The following is a 13910-nucleotide window of genomic DNA, read 5'->3' as shown; positions in this document are numbered from 1 at the left end:
CCGTCGCACCCGGCTCACGCACCATTGCCCGCCCCGCTCTCCGTCACCAGAACCAACGCGGTCATCACGACGTGACCCGCGTTTCCCGTACTCACCCGCACCCGGTGCGGCCCCTCCGGCAGCCCGGTCAGGCGTGCCACGTACCGGCCCCCGCCCAGGTTGTCCAGCGTCCGCACCGGTCTGCCCTCGGCCGCCGCGAAGACGGCCACCTGGTCGTGGCCCGGTATGTGCGGCGGGACCGTGGCCCGCAGCTCGTACGCCTCGCCCCTGGCGATCGCGTCCGGGGCGTCCACCACCAGCGGGATGTCCCCGGTCTCCGGGGCCCGGTGGACCGGCAGGTCCGGGGTGAGCCAGTTGTAGAGGGCCTGGCGCAGCGCCGTGTTGTTCTGGAGCGAGCCGTGCTTCTCCCAGGGCGTGTACGCGGGCCGCCCCGCCGCCCCCGCATGGGCGCTGGAGAGCAGGGGAACCCGGCCGTCGCCGCCCTCGTCGGTCCCGTTGATCGTGAGCAGCCCGGTCAGCCTGTCGCCCCGGACCTCGGCGGTGGTCGGGGTCGGCTGGAGCACCCCGCTGATCGGCAGGTACTCCACCGCGTACGCCGTTCCCGCCCCGGAGTCCCGCAGCGCCTCGTGGAAGCGGGCGGCGTCGTTGAGCAGTGCCGCGTCGGTTCCGGGCAGGCCGGTCACCTCGCGGGCGTACCGCAGCGGCTCACCCGGCGCGGTGATCAGCGCGGCGTAGTCGGGGACGAGCTGATGGAGGGACGGCAGGCTCCGGGCGAACGCGGTCAGGCCGAAACCGGCCGGGCCCACCCCGTTGACCAGATACAGAAGAGCGTCCAGGGAACCCCGGTACGGCGTTCCGAGCGTGATCACGCGGCGCGTCGTCTCCGCGCCGCCGCCCCGCTCCACGTAGTGGCGGGCGACCAGCCCGCCCATCGAGTGGCAGACGAAGACGACGCGGGCTCCGGCCCGCTCCGGTGCCGAGGCCCGCCAGCGGCCGAGCTCCCGCGCCACCCGCTCGGCCAGTCGGCCCGCGTTGTACCGGCAGGAGAGCCGCCAGTCGTAGGCGAAGGCGATCAGGTTGGCGGGGGCGTCGGCCTCGTCCGTCACTCTCCGGCGGCGCAGGGTGAAGTGGCGCTCCAGCCAGTCCAGGAGGCCGTCGTAGCCGTCCACGAGCGTCCCGATGCCCAGCAGCCCGTGCAGGTCGCGCACCGGGCCGAGCGGGCGCACACCGTCGCCCGGGTGCCCGTCGCCCAGGTCCGGGGGCAGCGCCAGGCCCTTGACGGACCGGCCGAACGTACGGATCCCGCGCAGGAGGGCCTGGCCCGAGAGGCCCCAGACCTCGTGCCCGTCCGCGTCCGCCAGCCGGCTGCCGAGAATGCCCGGGACGACGACGACCAGGTCGTTCACCCGGCTGCGAGAAGTCATGTGGCGCCGTACCCCCGTGAAATGTGCGCTGCGGTGAGTAGCAGCGTAATTACGGTACGGACATCCTGTGGGCCGTATGGGGGAAATCGGCCGGCCGCCGCTGCCCGTGCGAAAGGCCCCGGAGAAGCGCCCGAAGGCGCCCCGAGGCCTTTCGCGGCGGGGGCTGCGGCGGCTTTCGCGGCCGGGACTGCGGCGGCTTTTCGCGGCCGGGGCTACGGCAGCGCCAGCATCCGTTCCAGCGCGAACCTGGCGTACTTCTCCGTCTCCGGGTCGACCTCGATCCGGTTCACGAGGTTGCCCTCGGCCAGCGACTCCAGCGTCCACACCAGGTGCGGCAGGTCGATCCGGTTCATCGTCGAGCAGAAGCACACCGTCTTGTCGAGGAAGACGACCTCCTTGTCCTCGGCGGCGAAACGGTTCGCCAGCCGTTGGACCAGGTTCAGTTCGGTGCCGATCGCCCACTTGGAACCGGCCGGGGCCGCCTCCAGGGCCTTGATGATGTACTCCGTCGAGCCGACGTAATCCGCCGCCTCCACGACCTCGTGCTTGCACTCCGGGTGCACCAGCACGTTGACGCCGGGTATGCGCGCGCGGACGTCGTTGACGGACTCCACCGAGAAGCGCCCGTGCACCGAGCAGTGCCCGCGCCACAGGATCATCTTCGCGTCGCGCAGCTCCTCGGCGGTCAGGCCGCCGTTGGGCTTGTGCGGGTTGTAGAGGACGCAGTCCTCCAGGGTCATCCCCATGTCCCGTACGGCGGTGTTCCGGCCCAGGTGCTGGTCGGGGAGGAACAACACCTTCTGGCCCTGCTCGAAGGCCCACTCCAGCGCCCGCTTCGCGTTGGACGAGGTGCAGATCGTGCCGCCGTGGCGGCCCGTGAAGGCCTTGATGTCGGCGGAGGAGTTCATGTACGAGACGGGCACGACCTGCTCGGCCACCCCGGCATCGGTCAGTACGTCCCAGCACTCGGCGACCTGCTCGGCGGTGGCCATGTCGGCCATCGAGCAGCCCGCCGCCAGGTCCGGCAGCACGACCTTCTGGGCGTCGGTGGTCAGGATGTCCGCGGACTCGGCCATGAAGTGCACACCGCAGAAGACGATGTACTCGGCCTCCGGACGCGCCGCGGCGTCGCGCGCCAGCTTGAACGAGTCACCGGTGACGTCCGCGAACTGGATGACCTCGTCGCGCTGGTAGTGGTGCCCGAGGACGAAGACCTTCTCGCCCAGCTTCTCCTTGGCCGCGCGGGCGCGCTCCACCAGGTCCGGGTCGGACGGGGAGGGCAGGTCGCCGGGGCATTCGACGCCGCGCTCGCTCCTGGGGTCGGCGTCGCGGCCGAGCAGGAGCAGGGCGAGGGGCGACGGCTGGACGTCGAGTTCCTGGACGGGGTGGGCCGTGGTCACGTCACGCACCCTTTCTTCTCTGCGAGGAGCTTCTCTACGAGGAGCCTTTTCGTCGAATTGACGTTATCTATCATAACCGCTTCACGTCACTTTGACGATGCCGATAACGTCAATGTGACGCACCCGCTCGGGGGGCCGGTGTGCGAGCATGAATGGAACAGGCAAGCGCGCGGCCCGGAATGAATCCGCGGTTCCGGCGGTTGCAACGTCGGCAAGCAGACTCCGAACAACCCGGGAGAGAAGCAGATGTCCGTATCGGACGAGACCACCACCGTGAGCGACGGCATCCTCCTGTCCGACGCCGCCGCAGCCAAGGTCAAGGGCCTGCTGGAGCAGGAAGGCCGTGACGATCTGGCGCTGCGCGTCGCCGTCCAGCCCGGCGGCTGCTCGGGCCTGCGCTACCAGCTCTTCTTCGACGAGCGCTCGCTCGACGGCGACGTCGTGAAGGACTTCGGCGGCGTCAAGGTCGTCACCGACCGGATGAGCGCCCCGTACCTGGGCGGCGCCTCCGTCGACTTCGTCGACACCATCGAGAAGCAGGGCTTCACGATCGACAACCCGAACGCCTCGGGTTCCTGCGCCTGCGGTGACTCCTTCAGCTAAGAGCGCGTATGCGACAGCAGTGCGGCGGCGGCCCCGGGATTCGACCCGGGGCCGCCGCCGTACCGCTGTGTGCCCGCTGTGGAGCGGTGTCACGTCACCTGTGCGTAAACGTCACCTCTGGGCCACCGCGTCGCCCGACGCGGCGTCGAGGACCTTCCGGTCGCCCAGCGGCTGGTCCAGGGTGACCGTACGGGTCAGCTCCTTGGCGATCATGACGCAGACCTTCTTCGGGTCCGGCTTCGACTCCGTCACGGTCACCCGCACGGCGTCACCGTCCTCGCTCGCGCTCACCTCGTACGTACTGCACGCGCCGCCCCAGAACGTCACCGAGAGCGTCCGCCCGTCCGCGCTGTACGACTGGATCGCGCCACCGGCGCGCGTCGTGCCGCCCGTGTCCGGGGTCTTCTCCGACGGGGCGTCCTTCGCCAGGTACTCCGGGTCCACGGCGACCTGGGTGACGGTGTCGCCCGTCCCGCCCGAGGCCGGCCGGACCGTGAAGATCCAGGACGGTACGAGCAGCTGCTTGCCCTCCACGTACCGCGCGGCCAGTCCGAAGACGGCCTTGTCGACCGTCACCGTCGTCGTGGCCGGCTCCGCCCCGGTCCGTGCGCCGCAGGTGACCCCGGACGGCTTCTCGTCGTCCTTCAGCGGTGCGACGGTCGCGCACCCGCCGATGTTCTTGCGGCCGTCCGAGGGCTGTGCGGCGTTCAACTGCTTCAGCGCCTCGGCCGCGCCGATCACGGGATAGTCGGCGCCCTTCTCCAGGCCCTTCAACTGCCCGCCACCGCCGATCACCTCACCGTCGGAACCGACCTGGATCCCGGTGGCCCAGCCGTACGTCGGCAGTCCGTCCACCACCGGATCCGCGTTCACCACCCGCGCGGAGCCCATCAGCTGACGGGCGTCGAGGGCGGCGCCGTCCTGACCGGCCGCCTTCAGCACGGGCACCGCGGCGGCCTTGGCGGCCTTCTCGCTCACCGGCGATCCCGATCCGCCCGGAGCCACGTGCTTGCCCGAACAGGTCGCCTTGTTCCCGCAGTTGTCCGTCCCTCCGGAGCCGTAACGGGCGAAGGTCCAGGTGCCGGGCGCCTGCTTGTCCACCCGCAGCACCGGCCCGGAGCCGTCCCCGTCGGAGCCCACCTTCCATGAGGTGCCCTCGGCCCGCGGGACGCCCTTCAGGCCGAGCGCCTTCGCCAGCCGGGTCACCTCGGCCGCGGAGACGGTTCCGCTCGTGCGCTGGACGGCGGCCTTCGCCGGACCGTCCGGCAGGGCCCCGGCCGCGCGGTAGACCAGCCGTTGGCCGTGCGGATCGGGCTCGCCCGGCGCGATGCCCCGCGGTGGGGCCGATGGGCTGGTGGAGTGCGTGTCCGGTCCGCCCGTCCGCTCGTCCAGGGAGAGCTGTGGGGGAGTGCCGGCGCCGCTGCCCGCGCTGTCCTCGCCGCTGCCGCCGTCCGCCGCGGCCCAGTACGCGCCGCCGCCACCGGCCAGCAGTACGGCTGCCGCCACCGAGGCCACGGCGAGCGGAGAACGCCGCCGGGAGCCGGTCACATCGTTGTCGGGTCGCTCGGTGCTCACCGGATCGCTCCTTCGCCTGCCTTGCCGTCATACGCCTGACCGGCATATGGCCCGCCCCTCGGGTGCGGACACCGATGGGACGGGGCGCGGGAGCGCACGGTTCCCCCGGGGGGCGGCAGTTGCGGCGGGAGCGCGGTCCGGGAGCGGCCGGCGCGCGATCGATCAGTCGCCGTACTCCGACATCGCGTCGATCAGCCGGGCCGAGGCGGGCGGTACGGTCACCCCGTGGATCAGGGAAGCCGCCACAGGGGTGGCGGCGATCTTCGCGGGTACCACCCAGTGCGGAGCCATCCGTGCGCAGTCTCCGCGCAGCTCGGCCAGGCCGGTCTCGGACTCGCGCGGGGCGATGTGGTTCGACATATCCGCACCGTAGGCACCACAGACCTCAGGAAGAAAGCCCTACTATCGGGTAATTTCTCCCATTCGGGTCACCGTGGGAACCGGTAGCGTAAGGGGGCCCCGATTTCCGGGCTCTCACCTGTCACGCCGCCTAGGGAACGTGGACACCGTTCCCCCCGACCTCCGCAGGAGCAGTTCCCGTGCGTATCGCAGTCACCGGCTCCATCGCCACCGACCACCTCATGACCTTCCCCGGCCGATTCGCCGACCAGTTGGTCGCCGATCAGCTGCACACGGTTTCGCTCTCCTTCCTGGTCGACAACCTGGACGTGCGCCGGGGAGGTGTCGCCGCCAACATCTGCTTCGGCATGGGGCTGCTCGGCACCGCCCCGATCCTGGTCGGCGCGGCGGGCTCCGACTTCGACGAGTACCGGGCCTGGCTCGACCGCCACGGCGTCGACACCGGCTCGGTGCGGATCTCCGAGGTCCTGCACACCGCCCGCTTCGTCTGCACGACGGACGCCGACCACAACCAGATCGGCTCCTTCTACACCGGCGCCATGAGCGAGGCCCGGCTGATCGAGCTGAAGGCCGTCGCCGACCGCGTGGGCGGTCTCGACCTGGTCTCCATCGGTGCCGACGACCCGGAGGGCATGCTCCGCCACACGGAGGAGTGCCGCACCCGCGGAATCCCGTTCGCCGCGGACTTCTCGCAGCAGATCGCCCGGATGGACGGCGACGAGATCCGCATCCTGCTCGACGGCGCCACCTACCTCTTCTCCAACGAGTACGAGAAGGGGCTCATCGAGTCCAAGACCGGCTGGACCGACGAGGAGATCCTCTCCAAGGTCGGCCACCGCGTCACCACCCTCGGCGCCCAGGGCGTGCGGATCGAGCGCGTGGGCGAGGAGCCGATCGAGGTCGGCTGCGCCGAGGAGATGAGCAAGACCGACCCGACCGGTGTCGGCGACGCCTTCCGCGCCGGATTCCTCTCCGGTCTCGCCTGGGGCGTCGGCCTGGAGCGGGCCGCCCAGGTCGGCTGCATGCTCGCCACCCTGGTCATCGAGACGGTCGGCACCCAGGAGTACACCCTGCACCGCACCCACTTCATGGACCGCTTCACCAAGGCCTACGGCCACGAGGCCGCGGCCGAGGTCCGTACGCACCTCGCGTAGGCGGGAGCCGGCAGCGCCAGGTCAGGAAAGCCGGCGGACCACATAGGCCGAGCCCCGGTCCGCCGGCTCCTCACCCACGTACTCCTGCTCGCGCATCGCGCACCACGCCGGAATGTCCAGCCGGGCCGCCTCGTCGTCGGACAGCACGGTCACCGTCCCGCCCACCGGCACCCCCGCGATCACCTTTGCGAGCTCGATCACCGGGATCGGGCAGCGCCTCCCCAGCGCGTCGACGACCAGGGAGGCCGCCGGGGCGGCGGCGGGGGCGGCCGCGGCGGGCGCCCCCAGCTTCTCCCGCACCCCCGCCACCACCCCGGGAAGCACATCGAGGAAGCGGTCGACGTCCTCCTCGGTGGTGCCCGCCGGCAGCGACACGCGGACGTTGCCCTCCGACAGCACCCCCATGGCCTTCAGCACATGGCTCGGGGTCAGAGTGCTGCTCGTGCAGGACGAGCCGGACGACACGGAGAAACCCGCCCGGTCCAGCTCGTGCAGCAGAGTCTCCCCGTCGACATAGAGACAGGAGAAGGTGACCAGATGCGGCAGCCGCCGCACCGGATCGCCGACGACCTCCACATCGGGCACCAGCGCCGGCACCCGGCTCCGGATCCGCTCCACCAGCGCCCGCAGCCGCACCGACTCGGCGGCCGCCTCCGCCCGCACCGCCCGCAGGGACGCCGCCGCGGCCACGATCGCCGGAATGTTCTCGAAGCCGGCGGCGCGCCCCGACTCCCGCTCGTCGGCCGGTCCTTGGACCGCGAAGCGGACGCCCTTGCGCACCGCCAGCAGCCCGACCCCGGCCGGGCCGCCCCACTTGTGGGCGCTCGCCGCCAGCAGCGACCAGCCGCCGGGCACTGGCCCCTGGCCCAGCGACTGCGCGGCGTCCACCAGCAGCGGCACCCCCGCGTCCCGGCAGAGCCCGGCGACCTCGGCCACCGGCTGCTCCGTGCCGACCTCGTGGTTGGCGGACTGGAGGCAGGCCAGCGCGGTGTCCTCGCGCAGCGCCGCCCCGTACGCCGCCGGGGTCACCGCCCCCGACCGGTCCACCCCCACCTCCGTGACCGATCCGTCCCGGCTCTCGTGGTCGGCCGCCGTATGGAGCACGGACGAGTGTTCGACCGCCGACACCACCAGATGGCGGCCGACACGCCGACGCCCGGCGAGAGCCCCGGAAATTCCGGAGTGCACCGCCCGGGTGCCCGACGAGGTGAACGCGAGCTCGTCGGGACGGCAGCCGACGGCCTCCGCCGCCGCCTCCCTGGCCGCGTCCAGCAGCAGCCGGGCGCGGCGCCCCTCGCGGTAGAGCCTGGCCGGATCGGCCCAGCCCTCGTCCAGTGCGGCAAGCAGCGCCTGGCGGGCGACGGGGTGGAGGGGGGCGGCGGACGCGGCGTCGAAGTAGGGCACCCGGCCACGCTAGCCCGGTCCGGACCCCGGCTCGGGACCCGGCCGCCCGCACGGTCAGGAGAGGGGGCGTCAGATGGCGGCCGGAGGGGCGGATTCCACCCCTTCGGGGAGTCGGGCGGCGCGTTGGGCACCCTCCCCGCGCGACCCCAAATAGCGTCCAGTAGGGTTTGGTCCGCATAAACATCCAAACCCCTGCCCGCGTCAGGGGCGGCGACCGACAAACGAGACGGGCGCGCCGACCGTGCGGGCGAGACTCTCGGGAAGGCGCTACGTGAGTCCCAACGGCTCCGACCGCTCGTCGCGGCGCCCGATGCGGCGGAAGCTGCCGCAGGTGCTGACTGCGGGACTGATCCTGGCGACCGCAACCGGTTGCACATACAAGGATTTCCCCCGCCTCGGAATGCCTACGCCGGTAACGGAAGAGGCCCCCCGGATCCTTTCCCTCTGGCAGGGCTCGTGGGCGGCAGCGCTCGCCACGGGTGTGCTGGTCTGGGGTCTGATCCTGTGGAGCGTCATCTTCCACCGGCGCAGCCGCACCAAGGTGGAGGTTCCTCCGCAGACCCGGTACAACATGCCGATCGAGGCGTTGTACACCGTGGTCCCTCTGATCATCGTCTCGGTGTTGTTCTACTTCACCGCGCGCGATGAATCGAAGCTTCTAGAGCTCTCTCCGAAGCCCGCCCACACGGTCAACGTGGTCGGCTACCAGTGGAGCTGGGGCTTCAACTACATCGAGAACGTGGACGGCTCGACCGCCACGGGCAACAAGATCCCCAAGGAGCTCAACGCCATCCCGGACCGGTTCCGCAAGGACTTCCCCAAGGGTGCTGAGGGCGTCTACGACGTCGGTATCCCGGGAACCCGGAACCCGCAGAACGGCAACCCCGGTCCCACCATGTGGCTGCCCAAGGGCGAGAAGGTCCGCTTCATCCTGACTTCGCGTGACGTCATCCACTCCTTCTGGGTGGTGCCGTTCCTCATGAAGCAGGACGTCATTCCGGGCCACACCAACTCCTTCGAGGTGACTCCCAACCAGGAGGGCACCTTCATGGGCAAGTGCGCCGAGCTCTGTGGCGTCGACCACTCCCGGATGCTCTTCAATGTCAAGGTCGTCTCCCCGGAGCGCTATCAGGCGCACCTCAAGGAGCTGGCGAAGAAGGGCAACACGGGCTACGTGCCGGCCGGCATCGAGCAGACTGACCCGGCCAGGAATGCGGAGACGAACAAACTGTGAGCATCCTCAACGAACCTCAGGGTGCCGCGGCAGCAGACGACTCGTACGAGGACGAGCTGCCGGTCCGGCGCAAGCAGCCGGGAAACGTCGTCATCAAGTGGATGACCACCACTGACCACAAGACGATCGGCACGATGTACCTGGTCACATCGTTCGCCTTCTTCTGCATCGGCGGTCTGCTCGCGCTCTTCATGCGCGCCGAGCTGGCCCGTCCGGGCACGCAGATCATGTCGAACGAGCAGTTCAACCAGGCGTTCACGATGCACGGCACGATCATGCTGCTGATGTTCGCGACGCCGCTGTTCGCCGGGTTCGCGAACTGGATCATGCCGCTGCAGATCGGCGCGCCCGACGTGGCGTTCCCGCGGCTGAACATGTTCGCGTACTGGCTCTACCTCTTCGGTTCGATCATCGCGGTGGCCGGCTTCCTCACCCCGCAGGGTGCGGCGGACTTCGGCTGGTTCGCCTACGCCCCGCTTTCGGACGCGGTCCGCTCGCCGGGCATCGGCGCCGATATGTGGATCATGGGTCTGGCCTTCTCCGGATTCGGCACGATCCTCGGTTCGGTCAACTTCATCACCACGATCATCTGCATGCGCGCACCCGGCATGACGATGTTCCGCATGCCGATCTTCGTCTGGAACGTCCTGCTGACCGGTGTTCTGGTCCTGCTGGCCTTCCCGGTCCTCGCCGCCGCGCTCTTCGCGCTGGAGGTGGACCGAAAATTCGGTGCGCATGTATTCGACGCGGCCAATGGCGGCGCATTGCTCTGGCAACACCTCTTCTGGTTCTTCGGCCATCCAGAGGTGTACATCATCGCTCTGCCCTTCTTCGGGATCGTCTCCGAAGTGATCCCGGTGTTCAGCCGGAAGCCGATGTTCGGATATATCGGCCTGATCGGCGCGACGATCGCCATCGCGGGTCTGTCCGTGACCGTGTGGGCCCATCACATGTACGTCACCGGCGGTGTGCTGTTGCCGTTCTTCTCCTTCATGACGTTCCTCATCGCGGTACCGACCGGGGTGAAGTTCTTCAACTGGATCGGCACGATGTGGAAGGGCTCGCTGTCCTTCGAGACACCGATGCTCTGGGCCGTCGGCTTCCTGATCACCTTCGCCTTCGGTGGTCTGACCGGCGTCATCCTCGCGTCGCCGCCGATGGACTTCCACGTCTCGGACTCGTACTTCGTCGTGGCGCACTTCCACTACGTGGTCTTCGGCACCGTGGTCTTCGCGATGTTCTCCGGGTTCCACTTCTGGTGGCCGAAGTTCACCGGCAAGATGCTGGACGAGCGGCTCGGCAAGATCACCTTCTGGACGCTGTTCGTGGGCTTCCACGGCACGTTCCTGGTGCAGCACTGGCTGGGCGCCGAGGGCATGCCGCGTCGTTACGCGGACTACCTCGCGGCGGACGGCTTCACCGCGCTGAACACGATCTCGACGATCTGTTCGTTCCTGCTCGGCCTGTCGATGCTGCCGTTCCTGTACAACGTCTGGAAGACGGCCAAGTACGGCAAGAAGATCGAGGTCGACGACCCGTGGGGTTACGGCCGTTCGCTGGAGTGGGCGACGTCCTGCCCGCCGCCGCGGCACAACTTCATCACGCTGCCGCGGATCCGTTCCGAATCCCCGGCGTTCGATCTGCACCACCCGGAAATCACGGCGCTCGAACAGCTGGAGCATCAGTCCGAGGGTGACAAGGCCCTCGCCGGCGGCAAGGAGGCGGGCAAGTGAAGATTCAGGGCAAGCTGTTCCTCTGGCTTTCGGTCTTCATGCTCGTCATGGCCGTCACGTACGGCGTGTGGTCCAAGGAGCCGGTCGGCACCACCACGCTCTTCCTGGCCTTCGGCCTGAGCGTCATGATCGGCTTCTACCTGGCCTTCACGGCCCGGCGGGTCGACGCGCTCGCGCAGGACAACCGGGAAGCCGACGTGGCGGACGAGGCCGGCGACGTGGGGTTCTTCTCCCCGCACAGCTGGCAGCCGCTCTCGCTGGCGCTCGGCGGCGCACTCGCCTTCATGGGAGTCGTCTTCGGCTGGTGGCTGCTCTACTTCTCGCTCCCGGTCCTCCTGATCGGCCTGTTCGGCTGGGTCTTCGAGTACTACCACGGTGAGAACCGCACCCAGTGACACCGCTCCACCCGTGACACCGCTCCACCTGACGGGGGGCCCGCACTTCCACGAGAGGTGCGGGCCCCCCGTTTGCAGTCACCCCGCGCGCTGAAACGAATGAATCTTCTTAGCGTGGGTTCATGAACCACACGCCGCGCATCCGTCCCGTAGTGAGCTGCACTCTGCTGGTCGTGACCCTGGTCGCAGGGATGACCGCCTGTGGGGAGTCCGGCAGCCATCCGCTCTCGGCGAAGCCGTACGACGCCGTGGACGAGGTCTCCTCCAACGCGCCCGACGGCGGCGAGAAGATCGACCCGGACAAGCCCCTCGAGGTCAGCGTCGACGGCGACGACGGCCGGATCACCGATGTGACGGCCGTGGACACCGCGGGACGCCACCTGGCGGGCGAACTCGACGCCGACGGACAGCGCTGGCACTCCACCGCCCCGCTCGCCGCAGGCACCCGGTACTCCGTCAGGGTCAGCATGGAGGACCACGACGGCGCTCCAGGGGGCCGCACGCTCTCCTTCGAGACCGCCTCCGCCAAGAGGTTCCTGAAGGTCACCTTCGGCCCTCAGGCGGGCACCTACGGCGTCGGACAGCCCGTTACGGCGGAACTCAGCGCCCCGGTCGCCGACAAGGCGGCCCGCGCCACCGTCGAGCGTGGGCTGAGGGTGCGCTCCACGCCCTCCGTGACCGGTTCCTGGTACTGGGTCGACGACAAGACGCTGCACTACCGGCCGCGGGAGTACTGGCCGGCGAAGGCCACCATCGAGGTCAGCAGCAATCTGGCCGGCATCAAGGTGACCAGCGCGCTGTACGGGGCTCCCGCGAAAGCGTTGAAGATCACTACCGGCGACCGCATCGAGGCCGTCACCGACGCCTCGGAGCACTCCATGACGGTCAAGCGCAACGGGAAAGTGATCAACACCATTCCGGTGACCACGGGCAAGCCCGGCTTCTCCACCCGCAACGGCGTCAAGGTCGTGCTGGGCAAGGAGTACTACGTACGTATGCGCGGGGAGACCATCGGCATCTCCGAGGGCTCGGACGACTCCTACGACCTGCCGGTCTACTACGCGACCCGGGTCACCTGGAGCGGCGAGTACGTCCACGCGGCCCCCTGGTCCACCGGGTCACAGGGCGTCGCGAACGTCAGCCACGGCTGCACCGGCATGAGCACCAGCGAGGCGGAGTGGTTCTACAACACCGTGCGCGAGGGCGACATCGTCAGCGTCGTCGGCAGCGAGGGCGAGACCATGACGCCGTTCGACAACGGCTACGGCGACTGGAACCTGTCCTGGGCCAAGTGGCAGAAGGGCAGCGCACTGCAGAACGACACGCCCGACCGTGTGGACACGGTTGAGGCGGCGCGACTGCGCCCCGAGGTCTGACCGGGCAGCGCGCCGCCCCTCGGCGGGACCGGCGGCCTCTCAGGCGCCCACGGAGAGCCTGGAGCGCAGCAGGGCGGCCAGGGAGTCCGCGAACCCGACCGGCTCGACCGGAAGGGTCACCGCGGCGTCCGCGCGGCTCCAGGTGGCCAGCCAGGCGTCCTGCGGGCGCCCGATCAGCAGCAGCACCGGTGGGCAGCGGTAGATCTCGTCCTTGAGCTGGCGGCAGACGCCCATACCGCCGGCCGGGGCGGTCTCACCGTCCAACACGCAGACGTCGACGCCTCCGTGGTCCAGTGCGTCCAGGACGGCGGGCAGGGTGGCGCACTCCAGGAACTCCACCGGCGGCACGTCCGCCGCGGGCCTGCGCCCTGCTGCCAGCCTCACCTGCTCACGGGTGTTCGCGTTGTCGCTGTAGACCAGGACCGTGGCGGTCGGCTGCATTGTTCCTCCGTGACGTCTGTCTCTTCGGGGCATGGGGGACCGATGCGCGGATCGTACTCCGCCCGACAGCCTGTCAGCACCGCCCGGGACATGCGGATTCATGGGCCGTTCGGGGAAGACACATCCCTCTGACACACCGAACGGCACCCCCCGGAGTGAGGGCGGGATAAGCGACCGACATAATGTCGGTCGTGGCGACAGCAACGACAGTAGAAACCGGGCACGCGCACCCGTCGGTCAATCGGCCGAACCTCACCAGCGTCGGAACCATCATCTGGTTGAGTTCCGAGCTGATGTTCTTCGCGGCCCTCTTCGCGATGTACTTCACCCTGCGATCGGTGACCGGACCAGAACACTGGAAGGAAATGGCGTCGTCCCTGAACGTTCCGTTCTCGGCGACGAACACGACCATCCTGGTGCTCTCCTCACTCACCTGCCAGCTCGGCGTCTTCGCCGCGGAGCGGGGCGATGTGAAGAAGCTCCGCGCCTGGTTCGTGATCACTTTCGTGATGGGTGCGATCTTCATCGGAGGCCAGATCTTCGAGTACACCGAGTTGGTGAAGGAGGACGGCATCTCGCTGTCCTCCGATCCGTACGGCTCGGTGTTCTACCTGACCACTGGCTTCCATGGGCTGCATGTGACAGGCGGCCTCATCGCCTTCCTGCTCGTTCTGGGCAGGACGTACGCAGCCAAGAGGTTCACCCATGAACAGGCGACCGCTGCCATCGTCGTGTCCTATTACTGGCACTTCGTCGATGTTGTGTGGATCGGCCTTTTTGCCACGATCTACTTGATCAAGTAACCGGGCCA

General features: G+C 69.2%; 13 protein-coding genes. 7 read left to right on the top strand and 6 right to left on the bottom strand.

Annotated features, from left to right (window positions below; genetic code table 11):
• Nucleotides 1–14 precede the first annotated feature (14 nt).
• Nucleotides 15–1424 (bottom strand): esterase/lipase family protein, encoded by a 1410-nt coding sequence (locus ACZ6S6_RS01980; protein ID WP_469703133.1) that lies wholly within the window; start codon nucleotides 1422–1424, stop codon nucleotides 15–17.
• 212 nt (nucleotides 1425–1636) lie between these two features.
• The gene (nadA, locus tag ACZ6S6_RS01975; protein WP_469703129.1) at nucleotides 1637–2833 is read right to left on the bottom strand and encodes a quinolinate synthase NadA; all 1197 of its coding nucleotides are present in this window, start codon (nucleotides 2831–2833) and stop codon (nucleotides 1637–1639) included.
• A 237-nt stretch (nucleotides 2834–3070) separates the two neighbouring features.
• Here nadA and ACZ6S6_RS01970 point away from each other — a divergent pair, with 237 nt between their 5' ends.
• Nucleotides 3071–3427 (top strand): HesB/IscA family protein, encoded by a 357-nt coding sequence (locus ACZ6S6_RS01970; protein ID WP_362953476.1) that lies wholly within the window; start codon nucleotides 3071–3073, stop codon nucleotides 3425–3427.
• A 111-nt stretch (nucleotides 3428–3538) separates the two neighbouring features.
• On the opposite strand, the gene ACZ6S6_RS01965 is transcribed toward ACZ6S6_RS01970, so the two are convergent.
• Nucleotides 3539–5002 carry a hypothetical protein gene (locus tag ACZ6S6_RS01965; RefSeq protein WP_469703127.1) on the bottom strand — a complete coding sequence of 488 codons (1464 nt, stop codon included), beginning with the start codon at nucleotides 5000–5002 and terminating at the stop codon, nucleotides 3539–3541.
• Nucleotides 5003–5164: 162 nt separating this feature from the next.
• Entirely contained in the window at nucleotides 5165–5362 is a 198-nt protein-coding gene (locus ACZ6S6_RS01960; protein ID WP_469703125.1) for a hypothetical protein, read from the bottom strand.
• Nucleotides 5363–5541: 179 nt separating this feature from the next.
• On the opposite strand from ACZ6S6_RS01960, the gene ACZ6S6_RS01955 reads away from it, so the two are divergent.
• Nucleotides 5542–6516: a carbohydrate kinase family protein gene (locus tag ACZ6S6_RS01955; RefSeq protein WP_362953481.1), complete on the top strand. Its 975-nt coding sequence runs from the start codon at nucleotides 5542–5544 to the stop codon at nucleotides 6514–6516.
• A 21-nt stretch (nucleotides 6517–6537) separates the two neighbouring features.
• On the opposite strand, the gene ACZ6S6_RS01950 is transcribed toward ACZ6S6_RS01955, so the two are convergent.
• The gene (locus tag ACZ6S6_RS01950; RefSeq protein ID WP_469703123.1) at nucleotides 6538–7920 is read right to left on the bottom strand and encodes an aminotransferase class V-fold PLP-dependent enzyme; all 1383 of its coding nucleotides are present in this window, start codon (nucleotides 7918–7920) and stop codon (nucleotides 6538–6540) included.
• A gap of 271 nt (nucleotides 7921–8191) precedes the next feature.
• Between ACZ6S6_RS01950 and ctaC the strand changes: the two genes are divergently transcribed.
• The 4 genes from ctaC (at nucleotide 8192) to ACZ6S6_RS01930 (ending at nucleotide 12658) form a co-directional block, all read left to right on the top strand.
• Entirely contained in the window at nucleotides 8192–9154 is a 963-nt protein-coding gene (gene ctaC, locus ACZ6S6_RS01945; RefSeq protein WP_362953484.1) for an aa3-type cytochrome oxidase subunit II, read from the top strand.
• A complete protein-coding gene (gene ctaD / locus ACZ6S6_RS01940; protein ID WP_362953486.1) occupies nucleotides 9151–10887 on the top strand; it encodes an aa3-type cytochrome oxidase subunit I in 1737 nt (578 codons plus the stop codon). Before ctaC ends, ctaD begins: the two co-directional genes overlap by 4 nt.
• Nucleotides 10884–11282 (top strand): cytochrome c oxidase subunit 4, encoded by a 399-nt coding sequence (locus ACZ6S6_RS01935; protein WP_362953488.1) that lies wholly within the window; start codon nucleotides 10884–10886, stop codon nucleotides 11280–11282. The genes ctaD and ACZ6S6_RS01935 overlap by 4 nt, the downstream gene beginning before the upstream one ends.
• Before the next feature lie 122 nt (nucleotides 11283–11404).
• Nucleotides 11405–12658 (top strand): L,D-transpeptidase, encoded by a 1254-nt coding sequence (locus ACZ6S6_RS01930; RefSeq protein WP_469703121.1) that lies wholly within the window; start codon nucleotides 11405–11407, stop codon nucleotides 12656–12658.
• Nucleotides 12659–12697: 39 nt separating this feature from the next.
• Here the strand turns inward: ACZ6S6_RS01930 and ACZ6S6_RS01925 are convergent, their stop codons facing one another.
• Nucleotides 12698–13099, bottom strand: a complete 402-nt coding sequence (locus ACZ6S6_RS01925; RefSeq protein ID WP_362953492.1) for a hypothetical protein — start codon at nucleotides 13097–13099, stop codon at nucleotides 12698–12700.
• A gap of 182 nt (nucleotides 13100–13281) precedes the next feature.
• Between ACZ6S6_RS01925 and ctaE the strand changes: the two genes are divergently transcribed.
• Nucleotides 13282–13902, top strand: coding sequence for an aa3-type cytochrome oxidase subunit III (gene ctaE, locus ACZ6S6_RS01920; RefSeq protein WP_136206200.1), 621 nt, complete (start codon nucleotides 13282–13284; stop codon nucleotides 13900–13902).
• Nucleotides 13903–13910: the final 8 nt, after the last annotated feature.

The organism is Streptomyces sp. NPDC048671 (assembly GCF_055587045.1).
Note: the sequence above shows the minus strand (reverse complement) of the source record. Positions and strands in the feature narration are given on the sequence as shown.

Bases quoted from the DNA above. Each gene is read 5' to 3' on its own strand.
- ACZ6S6_RS01980 (WP_469703133.1), bottom strand. From the start codon at position 1,424: ATGACTTCTCGCAGCCGGGTGAACGACCTGGTCGTCGTCGTCCCGGGC.
- ACZ6S6_RS01970 (WP_362953476.1), top strand. From the start codon at position 3,071: ATGTCCGTATCGGACGAGACCACCACCGTGAGCGACGGCATCCTCCTG.
- ACZ6S6_RS01960 (WP_469703125.1), bottom strand. From the start codon at position 5,362: ATGTCGAACCACATCGCCCCGCGCGAGTCCGAGACCGGCCTGGCCGAG.
- ACZ6S6_RS01930 (WP_469703121.1), top strand. From the start codon at position 11,405: ATGAACCACACGCCGCGCATCCGTCCCGTAGTGAGCTGCACTCTGCTG.
- ACZ6S6_RS01925 (WP_362953492.1), bottom strand. From the start codon at position 13,099: ATGCAGCCGACCGCCACGGTCCTGGTCTACAGCGACAACGCGAACACC.
- ctaE (WP_136206200.1), top strand. From the start codon at position 13,282: ATGTCGGTCGTGGCGACAGCAACGACAGTAGAAACCGGGCACGCGCAC.